Here is a 20,924-nt window from a genome sequence, read left to right on the forward strand (position 1 = left end):
ACAGCTGGCCGGCTCTTTCAGCAGGCAGGCTGATGCAATTTCCGGGTTGCTCGATCTGCCGGCGCCATTTCTCATTGCCGCGCAACTCAATAGAGGAATCAAAAAATGGACACTCCCTCAAATGGAATGCCCTCCTGGGTGGGCGGGGCGCTGATAGTCGGGATTCTGGTTGTTTCACTGCTCATTTCCGCTGCATTGCTTCTGCCCTATTACTTCATGTACAGACGGATCCCCGCACAGTACTTGCGAATGCCAGCATGGTCCGCGCTACTCCTGATGATTCCTTGCGCTGGAATCATATTCTACTGGATTCTAATTCCCTTTCAGACTCCGGACGCACTTCGCGCCTGGATTGCGGAGACCAACCCGGAATCTCTGCCGCCGGCCGACGATCTGGGACGCGGCATAGGTATTGGCGCAGCCGTAACCATGAGCATGGGGTGGGTCCCCTATCTCAATATTTGCACCTCCATCGCCTTTATCGTACTGCATATCATCTACCTGGTGAAGCTGAACGACTACTTGAAGCTTGGGCGCGAGCCAGCAGCAACCCACGATCTGGGCCTGCCGCCCCTCGATCCCAACAATCCTTACGGAAGAATCTAAGATTTTGCTGCGCTTACCGTGCGGCCTCGATTCAAGGCCACGTCAGCGTAAGCGCAGCGCCTCAACTGCTCCATTGTCCCTTCTTGACGATTAAGACGTAGAGGATCGCCGCTGGAATGGCCAGCGGTATGCTGGCTACGACCCAGATAATCCTGTGAAGCGTCGGCAGCGAGCGATCACGGAACAGGACATTGTATACAACAAAGACCAGGGCGGCGAGGTGCAGTGCGCCGTAGAGTCCAAAGCTGAGATCATTCATTTTGCCGGCCCTGACGAAAGGTTTGCTGCCGCGACGGCGCTCACTTCTTTTCCTCAAATTTCAGCGAGGCGGAGTTGATGCAGTAGCGCAAGCCGGTGGGACGCGGACCATCGGGAAAGACATGACCAAGGTGCGCGTCGCATACATCGCAAAGCACCTCGGTGCGCGTCATGCCATGGCTGCGATCCTCCTCCGTCCGAACGTTAGCCGGATCGGAAGGCTGCCAGAAGCTCGGCCAGCCGCTGCCCGATTCATATTTCTCTTTCGATTGGAAGAGTTCCGCTCCACAGCAAACGCAGTGGTAGACGCCCTCGGCTTTATTCTGGTAGTATTCGCCGGTGAAAGCACGTTCCGTGCCTTTCTCGCGCGCCACATGGAACTGCATCGGGCTTAGCTGCGCTGCCCATTCTTCCGGGCTGCGCTGGATCTTTTTTTCGGCCATCTACTTGAAATAGGCGCCAGCCTGACCGGCGGCAAGCAAATCACGGGCCTGCGCCGCTTTCAAAAGCCTGGCGCAGCGATTCGATTTCTCGGTGTGCGGCCTCAGCTTCGGCAGTGCGCCCGGCATTGCGATAGGCCTGCTCCAGTTTTTCCAGCAGCGGCAAGCGTTCCGACGCTGCTTGTACGTTGCGCAGCCTTTCCCGGAGAAGTTCAATTTGAAAATTGACGGCATCAAAGCTGCGTCGATTGGCCTCGGCCTCCTCGCCCGGCGCCATGGGAGCGGAAGGGTCAGGCGGCGCTGCCACCGTCTGGGCGTCAGCGGCGGCGGCAGGATGCTCGGCGACGGCGGCTTTCGGCGCAAACTCAGCGCCGTTTGCTTCGGAGGTCGGCGTCTGAAAACTGCGCCAGGCAAATGGACCGAGCGCACCCAGAAACAGCAGGCCGGCAGCGGCGTAAGCCAGATAACGTCGATCGCCATGCAGAACATTGTCCATCAGCGCGCCAATCCGCTGACGGCGCTCCAGACGCAGGACGTAGGCGCCGGCATCAGAGGCCCCCTTGCCGGCCATTGCCGAGCGCAGCTTGCGATCGAAATCCGCGCTTAGATCGCCGGGATTGGACTTCTGGCCAAGCTCGGAAAAGGCGGAGCGCAGCTTTTCGTCGAGCAGGCGCTGCTCCCCCGCCTGACGGGTGCGGGCCGGCCCAAGCTGGCGACGGCCATCCTCATCCAGCGGCAGCTCCGGATTCTGAAGCAACTCATCGGCGTCGGGCTTGTTCGGGCGCTGGCTCATTAGATTTCTTTAAAGGGCGCTAAAATACTCTTCGCCCCGACCATTCCTTACAATCGATCGTTTCAACAGCTCGCGAGCCTTGAAGAGCCGACTTTTTACCGTGCCAATGTTAACCTGCATGAGCTCGGCGATCTCTTCGTAGGACAGATTCTCGTAATAGCGGTAGAGAAGTATCTGCCTGTACTTGCGCTCCAGACCGTTGATCTTGTTGATTAGATAAGCGGCATCGTCAGACAGTTCGACATTTTTTTCTATGGCTACGCGATCATCGGAAAGCAGGGGCTGCAGCGGCTCCAGGGACTCCTGTACGCGGCTGCGCCGGGACCGTAAATGGTCCCGGCACTTGTTCACAACAATCCGGTAAAGCCAGGTGTATATGCCGCTTTCACCGCGAAAGCGGGGCAGCGCCCGGTAAGCCGTGAGCAGGGCCTCCTGCAGGCAATCCTCGGCGTCCTCCGCATCATGGACGATGGAGCAGGCCTTGCGGAAGAGGCGCAGCCGATACGCGCCCACCAGGCTCAGATAGGCGTCGCCGTCGCCGGCCTGCACCCGCGCAATCAGCTCGCGTTCGCGCTGACGCTGCTCCGTAACCTCCATGCTCCCTCAGGCCTTCCCCTGGGCGACAGTGGGCTTCTTGCCGTCGCCGATGGTAAAGATGAGAAGAATTACGCCTACGACAATGCAGCTATCAGCGACGTTGAAGGTCGGCCAGGTGCGCATGGAAAGAAAATTCAGCAAAGGAATGTTCTGAACGCTGTCCCAGCCAAACCAGATGCATTCGACAAAGTCGACCACCCCTTGCACGTAGCCGTCTTCCGGAACCAGACCAAATTTCCAGCTGCGATCGACCAGCGACTTGAGGAAGGCCTTGTCGATCAGATTACCTATGGCGCCGGAAAAGACCAGAAGCCAGGCGAAGGAGTTGCCCATATCCGGAACGCGAAAGCGATAGAAGACCAGAAAGATCGTCGCCGCCAGGGTCAGAAGAAATCCAAATACCGGAAGAGTCGGCCCAATTCCAAAGATGAAGCGATCGTTAAAAACCAGACGCAGCTTGATCAGCCGACCCTCATCGCCAAGCACATTCACCTGGGGCCGGCCTGCGTCGCGTGTACGCAGATGCTCCAATGAAGTGACATGTGCAATCTGTCCCCCATGGAGATTGAAGTCCAGGCTGTCCGTAACCAGCTTCTTGGAAATCAAGTCTGCAGACAACAATGCGCACAGACCAAGCAGCCACAGCGGCTGAAAGACCTGAAAGAAGGACTTTGGAAATGAGAATGCACGTTTGAGAAGTTCGGCGGCCTGGGACATGGAATGGCCGCCAGCCTTCCTTTCCGCCAACATGGTGTCAAGCAACGGCAGCCAGCAGCGGCGCGCCGGACGCCTGAAAAGCCGCAAAAATAGCTAGATTCTGCAGCCTGTCGCACGATGCTGGGCGGGCCGACGCCCGCTCGTTGGCCCGCCAACCATGAGCAGCCCATTGCGCGTACAGCCAACAACGCTTCAAGAACTGGAACTTGCCGAGCGCAGCTACCGCACCATCCCCTTTGAAGCAATCCTCAAGCAGGACCTGCTGCGACTGGGCTTGAATTTTGACGCCGCTGCATTGCAGCAGGGCGAATTCAAAGCGAAAGACTACTTCATTTTCACGTTTGATCATGTTCCGCTCAAAGAACAGGACCAGCAGATCCGTTTTCGGATTCCAGAGGAGATTCGCATCAGCGGCGGCGCCTTTGCGCTCGCCCCCACTGTAGTTTCCGTGCGCGTCAATCCGCACTCGCCCTATCGCATCGCTGCCGATAGCGAGGGCGGCCCTGCGCTATTTCTTGGCGAGCAGCGCTTGGCCGCCGCCGAATTTCCGCCAGCGCCGCCGTGGTATGCACATCGCACTGCAAGCGGCAAGGCCCCCGGCGAGATTGCGCCGGTCATCGAGTGGGGCTATCTGATCTATCTGACCGCCTTTCGCAACTGCCAGTACTTTGGCGCAGAAGAGGAATGCGCCTTCTGCGATATCAACCACAACTACCGTCAGCAAAAGCTCGAGGGTCGCCCTTACACGGGCGTTAAGAGTATTGAAGAGATTCTGGAGACGCTGGCCTGGATTGACGCCGAGGATCATACGGCAAAAGTTTATACTATAACTGGCGGATCGGTGCTGACTCAGCTACGAGGGAAAAACGAAACTGAATTCTATTTCCAGTACGCCGAAGCAATCGAGAATCGCTTTCCGGGTCGCTGGATGGGCAAGGTGGTAACCCAGGCCTGGGAAAAAGAAGAGCTGCAGCGATTTCGCAATGTCGGCATTCGCATCTACCATCCAAACTATGAGGTCTGGGCGCCGCATTTGTTCGAAAAGCTCTGCCCTGGCAAGACGCGCTTCATTGGCCGCGACGTCTGGATTCGTCGCATCCTGGATTCAGCCTCGGTCTTTGGCGCCTCGCACGTAATTCCCAACTTCGTCGCCGGAGTCGAGCTGTCGCGTCCCTGGGGCTTTGCCAGCGTATCGGAGGCCATTGCCTCGACTGCAGAGGGTCTGGATTTTTTCATGAGCCACGGCATAGCGCCGCGCTTCACCACCTGGTGCCCGGAGCCGTACACTACCTTGACCAGCATTGCCGAGCAGGATCATCCGCCGCTGCTGTACTTTCTGGAACTGCTGACCGTCTGGAAATCAACATTTGAAAAGTACAAACTGCCAACCCCTCCAGGCTACGGCGAGCCGGGTCCCGGTAAGGCAGTTTTCAGCGTCAGCGCCTTCATGGATGTAATCGGCTATCCCGGACGCAATTGACCTTCAGGCAGCGCGCGCCGGACGCGCTGGCGCATTCTGCAGTAGAAGCAGCGCTTGATCATAGATTGGATCGAGGCCCGGACGTCGGGGGCTCCAACGAAAGCAAATCTGCGATCTTCGCGGCGCATTATCGGTCAGGCATCGTCGCAGGCGAAGCTCCAGAGCGCGCAGGCTGGCCAGCGGAACGTAGCGTCTAAGATAGAAGGTCAAAGCTATAGCGCCTTGCCGAGCCCCCTGGGCGCCGTGGCGATTGCTGTGCAATGTTGCCGCAACGCGATCGAGCTGCGACAGATCCAGAGCTTCGCGTCGCAGATACTGAAGCACGCCAGCGGCGCAGCGGAAGCGCCTTAAGTTTCGATGTTTGCCCGCCGGCCACGCATCGCCGGCCAGAATTTCTGGATTCATCTGGAACCTCGCAGGAAGAACTAACTGCAAGTGTTTGCCGAGGGGCCGTTCGTTCCGCGGAATTTCGAAATTTATCGGTTGCTTCCGCCAGCCTCGCTGGCCCTTTCGACCGGACATGTCTGAAGCGCAGGCAAAGGCCCTGGTGCTGGGCGCTAGCGGTATGACCGGCCGGCAGCTGGCCGAGCTGATGCTCTTCGACAGCGCCTACAGCGAGGTTCGCCTGCTGGTCCGCGCACCGCTGCCCATCGAGGGGCGACGGATTCAGCAGAGCGTCGTTGATTTTGAGCGGCTTTCAGACCATCCCGAGCTATTTGAAGTGCGCGATCTCTTCTGTTGCCTGGGCACAACGATCAAGAAGGCCGGGTCCGAACTCGCCTTTCGCAAGGTAGACCATGATTTCCCGCTGCAGGCAGCACAGCTTGCCCTGCAGAAGGGCGCCAGCCGCTTTTTCATCATGACGGCGCTTGGCGCCGCAGCGCGTTCAACTGTTTTCTACAATCGAGTCAAGGGACAGCTGGAGGAGGACCTGCGCGCCCTCGGAGCGCCCGAGGTGCATATATTTCGTCCCTCCCTCTTGCGCGGCAAGCGTCTAGAATCGCGCCCTGGCGAGGAGTTTGCCAATCTTGCCGCGGGATTGCTATCCTTTGCACTGGCCGGTCCGCTGCGACGCTACCGCCCAATCGAAGGCGCGGCCGTGGCGCGGGCAATGCTGACCCTGGCCCATCGGGCGCCACAGCCAGGCTTCTTCATCCATGAATCTGAAGAGATCCAGTCGATTGCCGATCAGTCCGCGCAAGAAAGCCGCTGATAATTCTGACCGCCGCACTACAAGCGAACGCTGAGGCCGTCGGCCAGCGCATTGCGATAGGCGCGGTAAGCTGGCAGCAGCCCAAGCAGAGCGCCGCCCAGACTGATAGCGCCAAGATACATCCACTCCAGCGCGCCCGGCGGCGCAAGCGGCAAAAATAAGCCAAGCTTTGATTCGGCCAGCGGACGCAGTGCAAGCAGCAGTGCGTAGTAAAGTGCAAGTCCTGCAATGCTTCCCGCGAGGCTCAAGGCCCCGGATTCCAGCACAAAGAGCAAGGCGATGCGTCGCGGACCGGCGCCAAGTGCGCGCAGTATTGCAATCTCGCGCCGGCGCTCATTCAGTGTTGTGTAAATCGACATCAACATGCCTGAGAGACCAACCGCCGCGACCACTGCGGAGACGGCGCTCAAGGCCGTCTCCGCGTAGCCAATCATATCCCATAGCTCAGCAAGCGCGGCGCCGGGCAAGGCCGCCAGCATCGGCTGCTGGCGATTGCCGTTGATTTCGCGCTGCAAGCGCAGCGCATCCATTCGCGCGCGCGCTTTGACAAACATGGCGGTGATTTCTCGCGGCTGCAATTCCTCGCTGCGCAGGCTTTCCGCGCGACGCTCCTCGCCGGGCAGCGGCGGCGCCCCGCTTTGCCAGTCGATGTGGATCGCCTCCATTCCCTCCAGGCTAATGAACAGGGAACGGTCAAGCGGCGTGCCGGTGGGTTCCAGGATTCCCACTACATGAAATGGCTTATCATCATGCTTCTGTAAGGAAATTGCGGAGACGCCGTGGGCAATCACGACCTTCTGCCCGAGCTTGTAACCCAGGCGCTCGGCAACCATCGAGCCAAGCGCACATTCAAATATTCCCTCCGGCGCGCGTCCCCCCGCAAAGCGCAGACTTTGGTCATCATGGTGGCGGTAATGCTGGTAAAGCTGCTGGTCCGTCGCAATTACGCGAAAGCCACGGTGGGAATCGCCCAGCGAAATTGGAATGACAGCTGCCACCGCCGGATGCCGGCGCATTGATTGCAGCGCCGAATAGGGAATGCTGGCTGTGGCGTTACCCATGTGAAACACGGAATAGAGCGTCAAATTCAGGGGACTGCCAGGCGCACCGACCACCAGATCCACGCCGCGAATCACTCCTTGAAAACTGGAACGCGCGCCGCGACGCAGATTCTCCACGCCCACCAGCAACATCGCCGAAAGAGCAATGGAAAGCATGGTCAGAGCCGTCGCCAATCGACGGTTGGCAATCGACTTCCAGGCCAGCTGCAAATACACCATAGGGCTTACCTCAAAGCGCTGCCGTCGCCGCCGATCGATTGATCTGCGGCAGCGAAACGCTGCGATCGAAAAGCGGCGCGAGACTCTGATCGTGGCTTACAAATAGCAGCGTGGAACCAGAATTCTTGCATTCTTGAAATAGTAAGCGAATGAAGGATTCGCGATGATCGGCATCCAGCGCCGATGTTGGCTCATCGGCGATGATCAGCTCTGGCGCGCCGATCAGGGCGCGGGCCGCCGCCACGCGCTGTTGCTGACCGACGCTCAGTTCCAGCACCGCCTTGTCCAGAGCAGTCTCAATGCCCAGATGGGCGGCCAGCTCGCGAGCCGCGTCGCGCGGATCGCGTCCCTGCAGGCGCGCGCGACGACCGGCGCTCAACGAACAGGGCAAAGTAATATTTTCCAGGGCGCTCAGGTATGGAATCAAATTGAACAGCTGAAAAAGAAAACCGATATGCTGGCCGCGAAAGCGATCGCGCCGGGCCGCACTGAGCCGGTCCAGTCGCTCGGCAAGGACCAGCACGGCCCCTGCCTGGGGCTGCAGCACGCCGCCCAGAATGCCCAGCAACGTGGTCTTGCCGCTGCCGCTTGGGCCATAAAGAAAGATTCGCTCGCCAGCAGCGGCGGAGAAAGCGTCGATTTGCAGGGTCGGCGGCCGTTTTCCGTAGGCGAAACTGAGTTTCTCGATACTAAAGCTCATTGAGCCAGTTTCAAAGTTCGCTGACCGCGTTCGAGGACTACGCTGTCCTGCCCGGAATTGCTGAGCGTAATTGCTTCCAGCTGTTCCAGCTGCGGCAACAATTCAAAAAAGCCGAGCTCAATCTCCGCGCCAGCCAGCGAATGTGTGCACTCGAAATTGTACTGGGCGCGCACCTCGCTGTGCTGATGCTCGGCGCCGCCTTCATGCTCGTGCTCGTCTGCGTCGCCATGGGCCGCATGCTCTTCGGCGCTCTCGCCGGCCTCCGCCTCAAAGCCGGACAGTTTCGCCTGACAACCATAGCGCGTAACAAATGGAAAGAGAGCGGTCAGGTTTTCTTTCAGCGCCGCCTGACGCTGGGTATAGACGCTGTGCTCCTCCGGCGACCCAGGCTGGCGCTCAAAACCAAACACGCTGGCCCCCGGCGCCTCGAATTCCAGACTCAAACGGTTGTTCGATTCCAGGGCAAGGTTGAGGCGTCCGTGGCCATGAACGTGAGCGCCCTCCGCCGGACGTCCTCCCTTGCATAAGGTAAATACCAGTGTTGCCATCCATAGCAGCGCGGATATTTTCAGAACTTTGTACATATAGATCATCCCCGGACGCTACTGTGCATTCATTGGCTCATCGTAGAGCTCAGTACGATTGCCAGCCAGAAAAAAGGCTGCTTCAGCATAGATGCTGTTGGTACGTTGAATCTTCAGATTGCCATAGACCCAGACGGGCTCAAACCAGTAGACGCGCGCTTTGCGATTGCCCTGCATCTTGACGTGCACGATCTGATTGGAAGGCGGCGCCGGCACATGAATGCAGGCCTGCGGATAAGGCACCAGCAGGAACTCGCTGACCTGCGCCTCTTCGTCCTCCAGCGGCACCATGAAGCCGGCAATTCTCACCGGCCGATTATTCAAAGCGCCAAGAGAACTCGAGGGGCGCCCGGTGCGCAGATTCAGCTCCTGCAGTTTGCGCCAATCGACCGTCGAGACGGCCCCCTGTGCGGCCAATTCCGTCGCGACCGGAAGCGCTGCCTGCGATGGCGGGATGCCACAGAGATCGGCGCGTGAAATAATCAAGGGAATGGCAGCCAGCAGCAGCGCCAGACCGCCGCGCACCGCCCAAGGGCGCCAGTTGCGTGGTAATTGCATTGCTATTGACCGCTCGGTCGCCGGCGGCGAGTGGTCAAGCGTGAAACCGGTCGCGCCAGGACTGGCGCTGTTTGATATCGATGGCACGCTATTGCGCTGCCAGGGTCTGGGAAAAGCAGCCCTGCTTCGCGCCATGCACGAATGCTGCTCCGCAGACTTTGATGAAACTCATCCCATTGCCGGCAAAACAGATCGACAATTCGTTCGCGAATGCCTGAGCCCATATCTGGAAGAAGAACGACTGAAAGCGTTGCTGCCAGCCATTTTTTCCCGCTACGTAGAATTGCTGCAAGAGGCTTTGTATTCCTCGTCAGCGCCGCATTTGCTGCCCGGTGTGCTGCCGCTGCTAGAGGGACTGCGACGCACTCCCAATTGGACCATCGGATTATTGACCGGCAACATTCGTCGCGGCGCAGAAATCAAACTTGGCCGCTTTGGTATTCTGGATTTGTTTTCCGTCGGCGCCTATGGCGATGACGGCGATGTACGGCGCGAACTGCCGCCGCTGGCGCGGTCCCGCGCGGAGACCCACACCGGCCAGAGCTTTGCTGCTTCGCGTATCTTCATTCTTGGCGATACGCCTAATGATATCGACTGCGGCCGACCGATTGGCGCACGCTGTATTGCCGTGGCCACGGGCGGAAGTTCATCGCAAGAACTTGCCGCGCATCAACCCTGGCGATTGTTCGAGTCCTTTGCCGATCATGAAGCTGTGTTGCAGGTCCTGCTTGCCGATGATTGAGCGCAGAATGTTCCGCTCTCGACGCATCCGCGTACGCTCAATCCTCGCTTGTTCCGGTAGAATCAGATAAGAAGTACGATGTGCAGAAGGCCAGCATCGTAGCGACAGCGGTTGAAAGCAGCGTTACCAGCGGCCAGGCCAGAGCGGGCTGCAGGCCATAGTTCGCCGCCACTGTTGTTGCCAGGCCGCCAGATACTGCCGCAAGTATCGTCCACATTCCTACGTGGCGACGACGTACCAGAAAGAGCAAGAATACAGCGATCAATCCGCCATTGACGTAATTGAAGGCGTTCATTGCCAGATCGTAGAAACTGCGCGATCGTTCCTGAACCGGAATCAATAACATCGCCGCTACTACCAGCAATAGCAGAGAGAAAAAGCTGTAGGTCCGGGCATGCACGCGCTCGCTGAGCGCCGCCTTCCAGACCGCCGCCGTCGAGTGCAGCGTGGAGTCAAGGGTGCTCATCGCCGCCGCTATCAGCACCACGCCAAAACCGCCCAGCGCCAGGGGATGCGCGTACAATCGCACGTAGTCGAGCACTGGGGCCGTTTCTCCGACGCCCGGCAGCGCGGCGCGGGCCAGCATCCAGCCGGCCAGCAAATATAGAGAAATCACAATGGTGGCGGCAATGCCGGACCAGCGCAAGGCGCGCTGCGCATCCTGCAAACTGCGCGTGGCCAGTACACGCTGCAACATGTCCTGGTCGGCGCCGTGGGTGCCCAGACTGAGCGTCATGGCGCCAAAGAACAGCAAAGGCGAGTAGCGCGAGTTATCGAGACGCGCCTGCCAATCGGCCAGCGCCGGCAGCGAGGCGTCCTGCAATCCAGGCAGCAGCGCAATTATCACCAGCACAGCCCCGATGACGATGATCCAGCCTTGAATCTGATCGGTTATTACCACCGCGCTCAGTCCGCCAAGCACGCTGTAGAGTCCGGCCAGGAGGGCCATAAGCAGGATCCACAGCCAGACCGGCGCGCCAAACAGCAGATGAAGGGCGAAGGCCGCCATCAGGAAGCGCACGCTGCTGCTGATTACCTTGGCGGCAAGATAGCTGAAGCTCAGCGCCTTGCGAGCGGCGCTGCTCTGGCCGGTAATGGTGGCATACATCGACAGGCGATGTCGTCGATAGATTTCCGGCAGAAAGTAGTGCGCCACCAGCCAGCGCCCGGCGATGAATCCGGCGCACATCCATAGCAAACTGAGGCCGCTCTTGTAGCCCATTTGCGGAAAGATGAGCACGGTAGCGACGGAGGTCTCCGTCGCTACAACCGACACCAACGAAAAGAATACGCCGAGGCTGCGATTGGCCAGGAAATAATCGTGATCCTGCCCGCTCTGACGTTTGCCCGTACGATACGTAATCCAGAAAATGGCAAGAGCATAGAGAGCGACTGGCAGCAGGATCAGCAAGCGCTCCATGGTCAGACAGGCGAGGGCCGGAAGGGACGGATGTCAGCCTCTTTTTCCAGCAGCCTCGCCATTGATCCAGCAGAACTATTGACCGTCAGGCTGCCGAACAGCGCCTGTCTCCTGCAGTGGAAGGCGAGGTTCAACAGGCGCAGCCGGAAACCGATCCGGAGCTGGTCTTTCTGCATCGTGATGAGCAGGACTGGAAGGATCATGTCCTGCAGCTATTTCACGACGGCGCTCGCGAGGAATTGCGTCGTTATTTTGATGAGCTCTATCCGGCGGACATCGCGCATCTGATCGAAGGCCTCGCCTACGAAGAGGGCGCCGGCCTGCTATCCTTGCTGGATGCGGAAAGCCAGGGGCGCGTACTCTCCGAAATCGACCCTGACCTTCGCGACCGGCTGCTGCGCGAGTCAATGGACAACGATGCCCTGAGCGGCGTGCTGCTTACGCTGCCATCCGATATTGCTGCTGAACTTTTGCAAAGCTTCAAGCAGGAGCGCGTTTCGGAAATTCTATCGAGAATGCCTCATCAGGAGCGACTGCAAATTACGGAATTGCTCAGTTATCCGGAGAACACCGCCGGCGCCATCATGGAAAAGGAATTCCTGGCGGTGGAGGAAAATGACACCATCAAGAAGGCCATCGCTCGCCTGCGCAAGGTAGCGCGCGATGGCGACGAAATCTATACTGTCTTTGTGGTCGACGACCAGGGTCGCTATTGCGGCCACCTCAGTCTCAAGCAGCTGATTCTTGCCCGGCCGCAGCAACGCGTGAAGCGTATCATGCAAACCGAGCTGTCCGCCATTCCGGCTCTGACCGACCAGGAAGAGGTGGCTCGCTTCTTCACGCGCTACGACTTCATATCGGCCCCGGTCATCGACAATCGTGGCGTGATGCTGGGACGTATCACCGCCGACGACGTTCTGGAAGTTGTCGAAGAGGAGGCCAGCGAGGACATCTTGCGCATGGGCGGTCTGTCCGGCGAGGAAACGCTGAGCACGCCGCTCTGGCGCAGCTCGCTACGCCGCGTCGGCTGGCTGGTGGTCAATCTGGCGACGGCGGTGCTGGCTGCATCGGTGGTGGCGCTCTTCGAGCAAACGCTGCAGAAGGTGATTACGCTGGCCGCTTTTCTGCCAATCGTAGCCGGGATGGGCGGCAATGCAGCCGGTCAGACCATGGCCTTAATCATCCGCAATATTGCTCTGGGCGAAATCACGCAGCAGAACGCGCTGCGAACCCTGCGACGCGAGGCCGTCATCGGCCTGCTCAACGGGCTTTCCGTGGGTCTGGTTGTAGCGATGGTTGTTCTGCTCTACAGCGGCGTCTGGATTCTCGCCGCCATCATGTTCACGGCCATCCTCTGCAACATGCTGGTGGCGGCCGCGGCCGGCGCTGCGGCGCCAATGGCCCTGCGCCGCCTGAAGATCGATCCGGCAGTAGCTTCGAATATCATCGTAACCACCTTCACGGACACCGCCGGCTTTCTGGCGGTTCTCGGTTTATCCTACCTGGCCCTGCGTAGCGGCTGGATTCCGCTCTAGCTGGCCGCCCTTCGGCGCTCTGCAGTTCTCCAGCGGACGCTGCCGGCGGCGGATTTGGCTCAGCTTTTGCTGCCAGCGGCCGAAACTCGAATCAGGCCGACTGACGCCTGGAGCTGCGATGGAAAGCGAAAGCCTGCGTATCAATGTGTCCGCTGATTCACTGCCAGAGATTACGCCGCCCGCGCCGGCCGGCGCATCGCCCTCGCCGCTGGGCAGGCTGCGGCGACGCAAGCTACACTTTGCCCGGCCCGATATCGGGCGCGAAGAGATTCAGGCGGTCACACGCGTGTTGCGTTCGGGTTGGCTGACCTCCGGACCGGAAAGTATCGCTTTTGAAGAAGAATTTGCGCAGGCGGTAGGCGCCGCACAGGCCATTGCTGTTAACTCCTGCACCGCTGCCCTGCACCTGGCGGCGGCCGCCTGGGAGATTGGCTCACAAGACGCGGTGATCGTGCCGGCGCTGACCTTTACTGCCACTGCCGAAGTATTTGAGTACAGCGGGGCCCTGCCCTTGATAGTCGACGTTGATCGCGACAGCTACCTGCTGGAGCCCGAAGCGCTGCGCCGCTATTTGCAGAACAGCTGCGAACAGGTTGGCGAGCTACTGCTGCACAGGGCCAGCGGACGCCGCATTCGCGCCGTTGCCACTGTACACTTTGGCGGTCGCGTTTGCGATATGCAGGGCCTGCGCCGCCTTTGCCATCAATTTAACATTAAATTGATTGATGACGCGGCTCACGCCTTCCCGGCGCGAAGCCCGGAAGGAATGGTTGGAACCCTGGCCGACGCCACGGCCTTCAGCTTCTATGCCACAAAAAATCTGACAACAGGCGAAGGCGGGATGCTCACCCTCCGCGATCCAGAGCTGGCCGAGCGCATCCGGCGCATGCGTCTGCACGGCATCCAGGGGCAAACCTACGGTCGTAAGCGCTGGCAATACGACGTTACCGAGCCTGGTTACAAGTACAACATGAACGACATTGCCGCAGCGCTGGGCCGCGTCCAGCTGCAGCGAAGCGAAGAGATGCTCCAACGACGCCGGGCCATCGCCGACATCTACGATCGAGAGCTGCGCGGCCTGCGAGGCCTGGGCCTGATGCCGCGGAACCCTGGAAGTGCGGAACATCTTTACACGATTGAAATTGGCCCCGAGGCGCCCATCGCTCGCGACCGCTTTGTAGAGGAAATGTACGCCAGAAATATTGCAGTCAGCCTGCACTTCATCCCGCTCTATCGCCTGAGTCGCTACCGGGAAAACTATGGTCTTCATGCCGAAGATTTCCCAAATTCAGAGTCGATTTACGCACGCATTGTCTCTCTGCCGCTCTACAGTGCGATGAGCGCCAGCGATGCCGGCGATGTAGTTTTCTCAATTCGCCAAATTTTGGGCTGACCGTAGCTGCGGCCGCCGGCGCACTTACCGGAATTCGCGGCGTCAATTGGCGCTGCATTGTGGGATGGATCCATGGATACGATTCGCAGATACCTATCGTCAATCGGCGCTTTTGCCGCAATGGCTGGCATTGTTTCCAGCGTTGTGCAGTTCTTTAACTACGAAGTGCGCCTCTTGATGTGGATTGATACTTGGGGCGAAACCACGGCCTGGTTGATTCGCGGCGGCCTGATTGTTGTCGGCGCGCTGCTTTTCCTGGTTGGCCGCCGCAGCAGCTGATCCAAGCGCAGTCAAGGCGCAGCCAGGCGCCGGCTGCTCCCTCTATCGCAGATCACGACATCCCCGCTTGTAGCTTGCTCAAGGTTTCGGAAAATTCCGGCGACTGATAGTAAGGCGCAAGCCGGCGACGCACTGCAGCTTCCAGTTGACCGTCGGCGAGCATCGCCTCCAGCGCGGGCTGCAGCTCGCCACTCCATCGCTGGCAGAGGCGATCGCGGCCAAGGCCAAGCATTGCCAGGCATTCCATCGCCGGCCGCCGTCCCTGGCGCTCATAGACAAACTGCACCAAGAAGGCGCGCAAGTGCGCAGCGAGCTCCGAGCCGTGGAAACTGTGCGCGGCGGCCTGCAGTGCGCGGCTGTAACCCGCCAATTTTTCGGGCGGCATAAAGTCGATCGCCTCGCGAACCCCGTGTGTCGACAGTTCGCTCCAGAGCTGTTCCGCAGCTTCGCGAATGGTTTCCGGCTTGAGGTTTTTGTTTAAGAATTCCTCCGAACGGCGAATCGCGCTATTGATGTAGCGCTTGATGAATTCCTTGAGTCCCTTTTCGGGCCCATCGCCGACCAGATTCTGTCCGGCCTTCAGCAGCATATTGAAACCCGGTATATGCGCCGCAAATTTTCCGCCTTCCGCCAGAAACTCACTGATTCCATTGAACAGCAGCTCGGCAATCAAAAGAGCAAAGATTGGACTGTTGACGCCAGAACGAATCAGCACGCGTCGGATGGCCGCATCCTCCATGATGTCGTCGGCGACGAAAAAAAACGCCTCATGGGAAAGTAAATCATTGAGCATTTCCGGACGCTTCTGGAGCTCCTGCAGCATAGCTGCTGCCAGCTCGCGAAGCAGAAGCTCGGCCAGAGGAGAAACGTCTTCCGTTGAACTGATTCGATTGAGGATGCGCAAGGCGCTCTCGGCAGGGAGGACGCGTTGCAGCGGCGTTTGCTCCAGCCAGTCAAGCAGCGCCTCCAATTCTTGAAGCATTTCCTTCTGTAGCGCGCCCGGCGCTTGCAAACGCTGCAATTCAAAGGCGACATGCGCTTCCAGCAGGGCTGCGGCAGCTGGATGACTGCTCACTGCAATACGCCGCCCGCAAATGGATCGCGGAAGTAGCCAGTTTGCTCGCGACGATTGGGGAAGCCATGGCGGTAGGCGCGTTCCAGGGGCGAGCGTTGCCGCTCTGCGCCGACTACGTCGCCGCCGAACTCGGCATTGAAGGCGACAGACCACTGGCCTTCGCCGGCCGGACCATCGCCGTGCGCATAGCTAATCTTGATTTCCGGCAGCGAAAGCCAGATTACATCAAGGCCTACAACAATGGCCGCGCCATAAGCCGGAGTCCAGCGCTCGCGCATCAGCTGTCGGTCAAATACCTGGCCTACGTCGTAGAAGGCATGTAGACCGATCTGGTTCAGGCGAAAGGACGGCGTACCTTCAAAGGTCGCATCGAAGAGCGTGAGCAGCGGCAGACGATATTCATAGGTAAAGACGGCTGCCGAATGGTCGCGCAGCGACTTCTGGTAATTCTGCCCGCGAACAAATCGACTGAGCGGAACGCGCTGCAGTTCTCGGTCCGGTCCATAGCTGCCGTAACCGTAAGCATTCAAATAGTTTACATGGTGCGACCAGAGCGAAGGCAAATAGAGGGCAAGGCCGGCTTCGCCGACTCCGTACTCAAGGTGATGAAGGTAATCGCGCTCCAGGCGGTCCTTGCTCTCGGACCGCAAGTAGTAGTCGCTGCTTGCAAAGAGCAGCCAGCCATGCTCGGCGCTGATTGATTGTGGATAGTAGTGCAGATCGCCGGCCAGCAAAACAAACGAAGGTCCGCTCAAATTTAAATCGCGCGCGTCGTATTGAACGGCGCGCAGGCGGCGCGCATTGCGCAGTTTCTGGCTGGCATAGCCCAGCATTGCCTGCAGGCTTAGATAGTCGCCAAGCGTTAGGAAGCGGAAATAGCCGCGCGCTTCTTCAAAACGCGGATAGGCGTCGTCGCAAAGAAAACGAAGCGGATCGTCCTCGCGCAAACAGCCGGGCGCACGGTCGCTCTTGGAGTAATTGCCGGCATAACTCAAGGAAAGGCCAATGGCCCAGCGCGAGTAATCATAGATGGCAGCGATCAGCGGATCAGGATGCGACGGAGCAATGGCCGCAGTCAGCGAATGGCGAAAAAGTGGATCGCGACCCTCTGCCGCCAGATTGAAGGCGCTCAGCGGACCAAGCAGACCCAGCAAATAGGGCCGGAAACTCAGGATCGCCGAATAGTCTTCGTCACGCCAACCCTCGGCCAGACCCTCGGCCGACGCTCCTCCCTCTGGAAAGTAACTCTGCCCCTCGCCGGCAGCCGGCGGCGCCTCCAGCGGCGCGGGCGGCTCATCCTCCGGCGCTGGCGCCTGAAAGAGATCGGTCGATTCGGCCAGCAGTTGATCGCCTCGAAAGCGAATCAGATCGAAGCCGTCTTCGAAATAAGCCAGAGCGTAAAGACCATCCGGCGACGGCGTAGGAAAGAACGCGCCCGTTCTCATGCGCGTCAGCTGCGTCGCTTTGCCATCGCTGATCGCAACCTGGTACAGATTGAAGACTCCGTCAACATCGGAGGTAAAGAGTACGGCCGTCGCATCCTGATTGAAGCGCAACTGCGCTTTGACGCCAGGCCCGCCCAGCAGTTTGCGACATCCCTCGCCGCTCAAAGGGCAGATGTAGATTGCGCCCTGGCCCCGTTCGCCAAAGCGTACCGCCGCCGCGACCAGCGTGGCATCCGGCGAAAGAGCGATGTCCTGAATGAATCCGGTAAAGGGCGTCTCCAGCAGAGTACGCTCCTCGGTCCACTGCTTGTCCGCATCGCGACGCGCAATCATCAGGCGGCGACGGAGATCATCGTGGTCGACATAGGCAAGCGTGGCGCCGTCGGCGGATAGCTGCGGAAATGCGGCGCTGCGCTCGGAGAAAAGGCGACGGCGACCAAACCAGCCGGAATTATCGCTAAGCTGGAATCGGTAGCCAAGCGGACCGGCAAAGTAGCGCGCCAGACTGTATACGCTGCTGCCGTCAGCCGCTTCGCTGAATCCCATGGCCGATCGAGTTCTTCGGATCCGGCGGCTTTCCCCGTCCGCCTCCAGGCTGTAGAGTCCGGCGATTCGATCAGAGGGCGCCGCATAGTAATGCGGACGACCGTCGGCGCCCAGATAAAGGAAGTCCTTCACATATCCGTCATTGGTAAGTCGCTCAAAGGAACTGGCCCCGGCCGCTTCAATTCGCCCAATTTCTTGCTGGAATTCGGCAAGTTCCGACTCGCGGTATTCGGCGTAGCCTCGTGCAATGTTGACGCGGCCGCGTAGGCCTTCGTCCACGTCCAGAGGTACGCGATCCATCGACCAGTATCGGGGAACCAAATCCTCTCCGTATCGACCGCTCAAATAGTGCAGCATGCGGCCGCCGTAAAGGTAGTAGATGTAGCCAAGCGGCCAACGTCGCCCCCCGATCATTAGCTCCGTTAGACCAGGGAAGCGATCGGCCAGAATGGCGCTGCGAACCACCATTCTTGTGTAGGGGTCGTTTACGCGTCCGCCGCCCGGTCGACTTTCTTCATAGACAGCCGAGCCTTCGACAAAGGCCAGAGGGGAAAGCAGATTGGGCGGGAAACCCAGAAGAATTCGAAAGAAGCCCAACAGCGGCCGCTGAAAATCCCACTGGCGCAGCGTAAGGATGTGCGTGTATTCGTGGCGGATCAGCAGCTCCAGCCAGAGGTCATAGCGAGCAAATTTTGCACCGCGCGGATTTTCCAGGAACAATACGATCTGGTCCAGGCCGTAGGGCGTCGCAAAAGCGTTCACCAGATCGCTCTGAAAAATCAGAGTGATGTGCGTATTTTCGGCGCCGGATTGGTAGCGACCCTCCAGCTCTGTGTGCAAGCGCTCAGCGATCTGTCCGGTCTTGACGGCAAAGTCAATCCGACCTTCCGGATAGTGAATCTGAAAGTGGGGCGTGCGCAACGTACGCCAGCTCTGGAATCGATCAGGGCTCAGCTGCGCCAGCAGCGGCGCCGGCAGGATCAAGCAGAAGCCCAGGGCCAGAACTGGCAGGCAATGGTCAAGGGCGCGCCTGATCAACATCCATCCTTGGAGACTGCCTGCCGCCAGGCCAGTCAATCAATTGCAGCAGTACTAACAGACTGTTTTTCCCCGGAATCGCTAGCGCAATCTGTCCCCGGGATTTGCGCTGCGGTGCGGCGCGAACAGGGTCAGTTGCGCCCCCTCGCCGGTCGCCAGCAGCATGGCCTCGGATACGCCGAACTTCATCTTTCGCGGCGCAAGGTTGGCTACGCAGACCACCAGCAAATCCGTCAGATCGGCAGGTTGATAGGCTGCACGTATTCCGGCGATGACGCTGCGCGGCCGTTGTTCGCCAACATCCAGCTGGATAGCCAGCAATCGATCGGCGCCTTCAATCAGCTGCGCGGACAGAATTCTCCCAACACAGAGATCGACTTTGCTGAGATCCTCAATTTGGATGATGCCGCTCTGCGTCGCGTCGCTCTCTTCCTTTTGATTCACCTTTTTCTCCTGCGCCGACTCCGACTTGTTTTTGATGACTGGCGCCGGACGCTGTGCGCCAATCTCGCCCGAAAGCGCCGCCTCTTCGGCGAGCATGGCCTTGAACTGCGCCTCCTCGATGCGCTGAGCCAGATGAACGTATTCGCCAATGACCTGATTGGGCGGCAGGTCTTGATGCAAAGTCTGATAGTCCAGAGCGGCAATGCCCAGCATGCGCTCCGCGTTTTCCACAAGCGCAGGCAGCACCGGTTTCAAATAAATCAGCAGGGGCAAGGAGGCGTTCAGGGCGTCGGTAATTGTCTGACGCGCTTCCTCTGGCGCCGCGGCGACGATGTTCCAGGGCGCCGATTCATTTACAAAGCGATTGATCGACGCCGCGGCGGCGTTGATTTCGCGTATCGCGCGCGCATAGTCGCGCCCTTCAAAAGCGGTCTGGATCGTCGGCGCCGCCTCCCGCACCGTCTGGGCCAGCTTTCGACCTGCGGGCGATGGACCGGCGGCAAGTCGCCGTTCCAATTTCTTACTCAGCCCGGCCAGCCGAGAGAAAATGTTCACAATGGCGCCAACTACTTCCGCATTGTATCGTTGCAAAAAATCGGTCTGGCTGAGGTCCAGATCATCCAGACCATCGCTCAGGCGCGCCGCGTAAAAGTAGCGCAGCGCCTCCGGATTCAGATGTTTGAGAAAGGTTTCGGCGCGAATCAGGGTTCCGCGGCTCTTGGACATCTTTTCACCGTTGAGGGTTAAGAAGCCGTGCACGTAGACTGCGCTGGGCGTTCGAAAGCCGCCGGCTCGAAGCAAGGCCGGCCAGAATAAAGTATGGAAGTATACAATATCCTTTCCTATGAAATGATAGACCTCGCTCTCCTCCGATTTCCAGAAGATTTCAAAGAGGTCGGGACGGCCCTGTCGATCAAAGTAGTTGCGCGCTGCGGCCATATAGCCGATGGGCGCATCCAGCCAGACATAGAAATACTTGTTAGGTTCGTCGGGAATCTCAAAACCAAAGTAAGGACCGTCGCGACTGATATCCCACTCGCGCAATTCCCCCTGCAGCCACTCATCCAGCTTTTTTCGCACGCCAGAATCAACCCGGCCCTCGCGGTGCAGCCATTTTTTTAGATACTCCTGATAGAGCGGCAACCGGAAGAACAGATGTTCGCTCTCGCGCTCCACCGGAGTTGTGCCGCAGATAGCACAATGTGGCTCTTTCAGATCGCGCGGTGCATAAGTCGCTCCGCATACCTCGCAAGAATCGCCATACTGATCCAGCGAAGCGCAATTGGGACATTGCCCGCGTACGAAACGGTCCGGCAAGAACATCGAATCGGTCTGGCAATACAGCTGCTGCACGTTACGCCGGGCGATGGCGCCCTGGTCGCGTGCGCTTCGATAGATTTGCTCGGCCAGCGCCTTGTTTTCCGGAGAGTTGGTGCTGTAAAAATGGGCGAAGTTGACCAGGAAGCCCTGCAAATCGCGCAGGTGTTCGCCATGAACGCGCTCCACCAATTGCTGCGGCGTAATTCCCAGACGCTGCGCCGCAATCATGACTGGCGTGCCGTGCGTATCGTCGGCGCAGAAAAAGTAAACTTCGGCGCCTCGCAGCCGCTGGTAGCGCACCCAGATATCGGTCTGGATGTATTCCACAAGATGACCGAGATGGATCGGACCATTGGCGTAAGGCAGTGCGGCAGTAACCAGTATGCGACGTGCTTGCGTCATTCTCCGGAACAGAACCCCGGCCAGGCTTGCACTGTCAAGTCAGCGGAAAGGCGACGAAG

At 59.1% G+C, this 20,924-nt stretch carries 21 protein-coding genes; 7 read left to right on the forward strand and 14 right to left on the reverse strand.

From position 1 onward, the window contains the following. The first annotated feature begins 105 nt into the window (after nt 1-105). Entirely contained in the window at nt 106-606 is a 501-nt protein-coding gene (locus tag K1X75_12175; GenBank protein MBX7058814.1) for a hypothetical protein, read from the forward strand. 61 nt (nt 607-667) lie between these two features. Here the strand turns inward: K1X75_12175 and K1X75_12180 are convergent, their stop codons facing one another. Genes K1X75_12180 through K1X75_12200 form a run of 5 tightly spaced genes read right to left on the reverse strand, consistent with a single transcriptional unit; the run spans nt 668 to nt 3,411 of the window. Beyond that, the gene (locus K1X75_12180; protein ID MBX7058815.1) at nt 668-865 is read right to left on the reverse strand and encodes a hypothetical protein; all 198 of its coding nucleotides are present in this window, start codon (nt 863-865) and stop codon (nt 668-670) included. Between the two features lie 40 nt (nt 866-905). Further along, nucleotides 906-1,307 carry a peptide-methionine (R)-S-oxide reductase MsrB gene (gene msrB, locus K1X75_12185; GenBank protein MBX7058816.1) on the reverse strand — a complete coding sequence of 134 codons (402 nt, stop codon included), beginning with the start codon at nt 1,305-1,307 and terminating at the stop codon, nt 906-908. Nucleotides 1,308-1,347: 40 nt separating this feature from the next. Next, entirely contained in the window at nt 1,348-2,097 is a 750-nt protein-coding gene (locus K1X75_12190; GenBank protein MBX7058817.1) for a hypothetical protein, read from the reverse strand. Nucleotides 2,098-2,106: 9 nt separating this feature from the next. Continuing rightward, entirely contained in the window at nt 2,107-2,694 is a 588-nt protein-coding gene (locus K1X75_12195; GenBank protein MBX7058818.1) for a sigma-70 family RNA polymerase sigma factor, read from the reverse strand. A gap of 6 nt (nt 2,695-2,700) precedes the next feature. Further along, the gene (locus K1X75_12200) at nt 2,701-3,411 is read right to left on the reverse strand and encodes a signal peptidase II (protein MBX7058819.1); all 711 of its coding nucleotides are present in this window, start codon (nt 3,409-3,411) and stop codon (nt 2,701-2,703) included. Between the two features lie 157 nt (nt 3,412-3,568). Between K1X75_12200 and K1X75_12205 the strand changes: the two genes are divergently transcribed. Continuing rightward, nucleotides 3,569-4,891 carry a radical SAM protein gene (locus tag K1X75_12205; GenBank protein ID MBX7058820.1) on the forward strand — a complete coding sequence of 441 codons (1,323 nt, stop codon included), beginning with the start codon at nt 3,569-3,571 and terminating at the stop codon, nt 4,889-4,891. A 3-nt stretch (nt 4,892-4,894) separates the two neighbouring features. On the opposite strand, the gene K1X75_12210 is transcribed toward K1X75_12205, so the two are convergent. Continuing rightward, nucleotides 4,895-5,296: a hypothetical protein gene (locus tag K1X75_12210; GenBank protein ID MBX7058821.1), complete on the reverse strand. Its 402-nt coding sequence runs from the start codon at nt 5,294-5,296 to the stop codon at nt 4,895-4,897. 115 nt (nt 5,297-5,411) lie between these two features. Here K1X75_12210 and K1X75_12215 point away from each other — a divergent pair, with 115 nt between their 5' ends. Then, entirely contained in the window at nt 5,412-6,104 is a 693-nt protein-coding gene (locus tag K1X75_12215; GenBank protein ID MBX7058822.1) for an oxidoreductase, read from the forward strand. A gap of 17 nt (nt 6,105-6,121) precedes the next feature. Here K1X75_12215 and K1X75_12220 read toward each other — a convergent pair whose 3' ends face one another. From K1X75_12220 to K1X75_12235, 4 genes are read right to left on the reverse strand one after another with little or no spacing between them, the layout of a single operon-like run. After that, nucleotides 6,122-7,384 (reverse strand): ABC transporter permease, encoded by a 1,263-nt coding sequence (locus tag K1X75_12220; protein ID MBX7058823.1) that lies wholly within the window; start codon nt 7,382-7,384, stop codon nt 6,122-6,124. A gap of 10 nt (nt 7,385-7,394) precedes the next feature. Continuing rightward, on the reverse strand, nt 7,395-8,084 hold the full coding sequence (locus K1X75_12225) for an ABC transporter ATP-binding protein (protein MBX7058824.1): 690 nt from the start codon (nt 8,082-8,084) through the stop codon (nt 7,395-7,397). Continuing rightward, nucleotides 8,081-8,668 (reverse strand): DUF2796 domain-containing protein, encoded by a 588-nt coding sequence (locus K1X75_12230; GenBank protein MBX7058825.1) that lies wholly within the window; start codon nt 8,666-8,668, stop codon nt 8,081-8,083. Before K1X75_12230 ends, K1X75_12225 begins: the two co-directional genes overlap by 4 nt. Before the next feature lie 18 nt (nt 8,669-8,686). Then, nucleotides 8,687-9,226: a DUF3299 domain-containing protein gene (locus K1X75_12235; GenBank protein MBX7058826.1), complete on the reverse strand. Its 540-nt coding sequence runs from the start codon at nt 9,224-9,226 to the stop codon at nt 8,687-8,689. A gap of 40 nt (nt 9,227-9,266) precedes the next feature. Here K1X75_12235 and K1X75_12240 point away from each other — a divergent pair, with 40 nt between their 5' ends. Further along, the gene (locus tag K1X75_12240; protein MBX7058827.1) at nt 9,267-9,968 is read left to right on the forward strand and encodes an HAD hydrolase-like protein; all 702 of its coding nucleotides are present in this window, start codon (nt 9,267-9,269) and stop codon (nt 9,966-9,968) included. A 37-nt stretch (nt 9,969-10,005) separates the two neighbouring features. Here the strand turns inward: K1X75_12240 and K1X75_12245 are convergent, their stop codons facing one another. Next, nucleotides 10,006-11,388 carry a hypothetical protein gene (locus K1X75_12245; protein ID MBX7058828.1) on the reverse strand — a complete coding sequence of 461 codons (1,383 nt, stop codon included), beginning with the start codon at nt 11,386-11,388 and terminating at the stop codon, nt 10,006-10,008. Between the two features lie 116 nt (nt 11,389-11,504). Between K1X75_12245 and mgtE the strand changes: the two genes are divergently transcribed. From mgtE to K1X75_12260, 3 genes are all read left to right on the forward strand, one after another. Continuing rightward, nucleotides 11,505-12,923 carry a magnesium transporter gene (mgtE, locus tag K1X75_12250; GenBank protein MBX7058829.1) on the forward strand — a complete coding sequence of 473 codons (1,419 nt, stop codon included), beginning with the start codon at nt 11,505-11,507 and terminating at the stop codon, nt 12,921-12,923. A gap of 118 nt (nt 12,924-13,041) precedes the next feature. Then, nucleotides 13,042-14,316, forward strand: coding sequence for a DegT/DnrJ/EryC1/StrS aminotransferase family protein (locus K1X75_12255; protein MBX7058830.1), 1,275 nt, complete (start codon nt 13,042-13,044; stop codon nt 14,314-14,316). A gap of 72 nt (nt 14,317-14,388) precedes the next feature. Next, the gene (locus K1X75_12260; GenBank protein ID MBX7058831.1) at nt 14,389-14,595 is read left to right on the forward strand and encodes a hypothetical protein; all 207 of its coding nucleotides are present in this window, start codon (nt 14,389-14,391) and stop codon (nt 14,593-14,595) included. A 52-nt stretch (nt 14,596-14,647) separates the two neighbouring features. On the opposite strand, the gene K1X75_12265 is transcribed toward K1X75_12260, so the two are convergent. From K1X75_12265 to metG, 3 genes are all read right to left on the reverse strand, one after another. Further along, nucleotides 14,648-15,670, reverse strand: a complete 1,023-nt coding sequence (locus K1X75_12265; protein MBX7058832.1) for a hypothetical protein — start codon at nt 15,668-15,670, stop codon at nt 14,648-14,650. After that, a complete protein-coding gene (locus tag K1X75_12270) occupies nt 15,667-18,702 on the reverse strand; it encodes a hypothetical protein (GenBank protein ID MBX7058833.1) in 3,036 nt (1,011 codons plus the stop codon). Before K1X75_12270 ends, K1X75_12265 begins: the two co-directional genes overlap by 4 nt. Nucleotides 18,703-18,780: 78 nt before the next feature. After that, entirely contained in the window at nt 18,781-20,865 is a 2,085-nt protein-coding gene (gene metG / locus K1X75_12275; GenBank protein ID MBX7058834.1) for a methionine--tRNA ligase, read from the reverse strand. Nucleotides 20,866-20,924: the final 59 nt, after the last annotated feature.

It is taken from the genome of Leptospirales bacterium (assembly GCA_019694655.1).
In the GTDB taxonomy this organism is placed as follows: domain Bacteria; phylum Spirochaetota; class Leptospiria; order Leptospirales; family Leptonemataceae; genus SSF53.

Excerpts from the sequence above, each read along its gene's own strand:
- K1X75_12175 (MBX7058814.1), top strand. The coding sequence starts at position 106 with ATGGACACTCCCTCAAATGGAATGCCCTCCTGGGTGGGCGGGGCGCTG.
- K1X75_12180 (MBX7058815.1), bottom strand. The coding sequence starts at position 865 with ATGAATGATCTCAGCTTTGGACTCTACGGCGCACTGCACCTCGCCGCC.
- msrB (MBX7058816.1), bottom strand. The coding sequence starts at position 1,307 with ATGGCCGAAAAAAAGATCCAGCGCAGCCCGGAAGAATGGGCAGCGCAG.
- K1X75_12190 (MBX7058817.1), bottom strand. The coding sequence starts at position 2,097 with ATGAGCCAGCGCCCGAACAAGCCCGACGCCGATGAGTTGCTTCAGAAT.
- K1X75_12195 (MBX7058818.1), bottom strand. The coding sequence starts at position 2,694 with ATGGAGGTTACGGAGCAGCGTCAGCGCGAACGCGAGCTGATTGCGCGG.
- K1X75_12200 (MBX7058819.1), bottom strand. The coding sequence starts at position 3,411 with ATGTCCCAGGCCGCCGAACTTCTCAAACGTGCATTCTCATTTCCAAAG.
- K1X75_12205 (MBX7058820.1), top strand. The coding sequence starts at position 3,569 with ATGAGCAGCCCATTGCGCGTACAGCCAACAACGCTTCAAGAACTGGAA.
- K1X75_12210 (MBX7058821.1), bottom strand. The coding sequence starts at position 5,296 with ATGAATCCAGAAATTCTGGCCGGCGATGCGTGGCCGGCGGGCAAACAT.
- K1X75_12215 (MBX7058822.1), top strand. The coding sequence starts at position 5,412 with ATGTCTGAAGCGCAGGCAAAGGCCCTGGTGCTGGGCGCTAGCGGTATG.
- K1X75_12220 (MBX7058823.1), bottom strand. The coding sequence starts at position 7,384 with ATGGTGTATTTGCAGCTGGCCTGGAAGTCGATTGCCAACCGTCGATTG.
- K1X75_12225 (MBX7058824.1), bottom strand. The coding sequence starts at position 8,084 with ATGAGCTTTAGTATCGAGAAACTCAGTTTCGCCTACGGAAAACGGCCG.
- K1X75_12230 (MBX7058825.1), bottom strand. The coding sequence starts at position 8,668 with ATGTACAAAGTTCTGAAAATATCCGCGCTGCTATGGATGGCAACACTG.
- K1X75_12235 (MBX7058826.1), bottom strand. The coding sequence starts at position 9,226 with ATGCAATTACCACGCAACTGGCGCCCTTGGGCGGTGCGCGGCGGTCTG.
- K1X75_12245 (MBX7058828.1), bottom strand. The coding sequence starts at position 11,388 with ATGGAGCGCTTGCTGATCCTGCTGCCAGTCGCTCTCTATGCTCTTGCC.
- K1X75_12255 (MBX7058830.1), top strand. The coding sequence starts at position 13,042 with ATGGAAAGCGAAAGCCTGCGTATCAATGTGTCCGCTGATTCACTGCCA.
- K1X75_12260 (MBX7058831.1), top strand. The coding sequence starts at position 14,389 with ATGGATACGATTCGCAGATACCTATCGTCAATCGGCGCTTTTGCCGCA.
- K1X75_12270 (MBX7058833.1), bottom strand. The coding sequence starts at position 18,702 with ATGTTGATCAGGCGCGCCCTTGACCATTGCCTGCCAGTTCTGGCCCTG.
- metG (MBX7058834.1), bottom strand. The coding sequence starts at position 20,865 with ATGACGCAAGCACGTCGCATACTGGTTACTGCCGCACTGCCTTACGCC.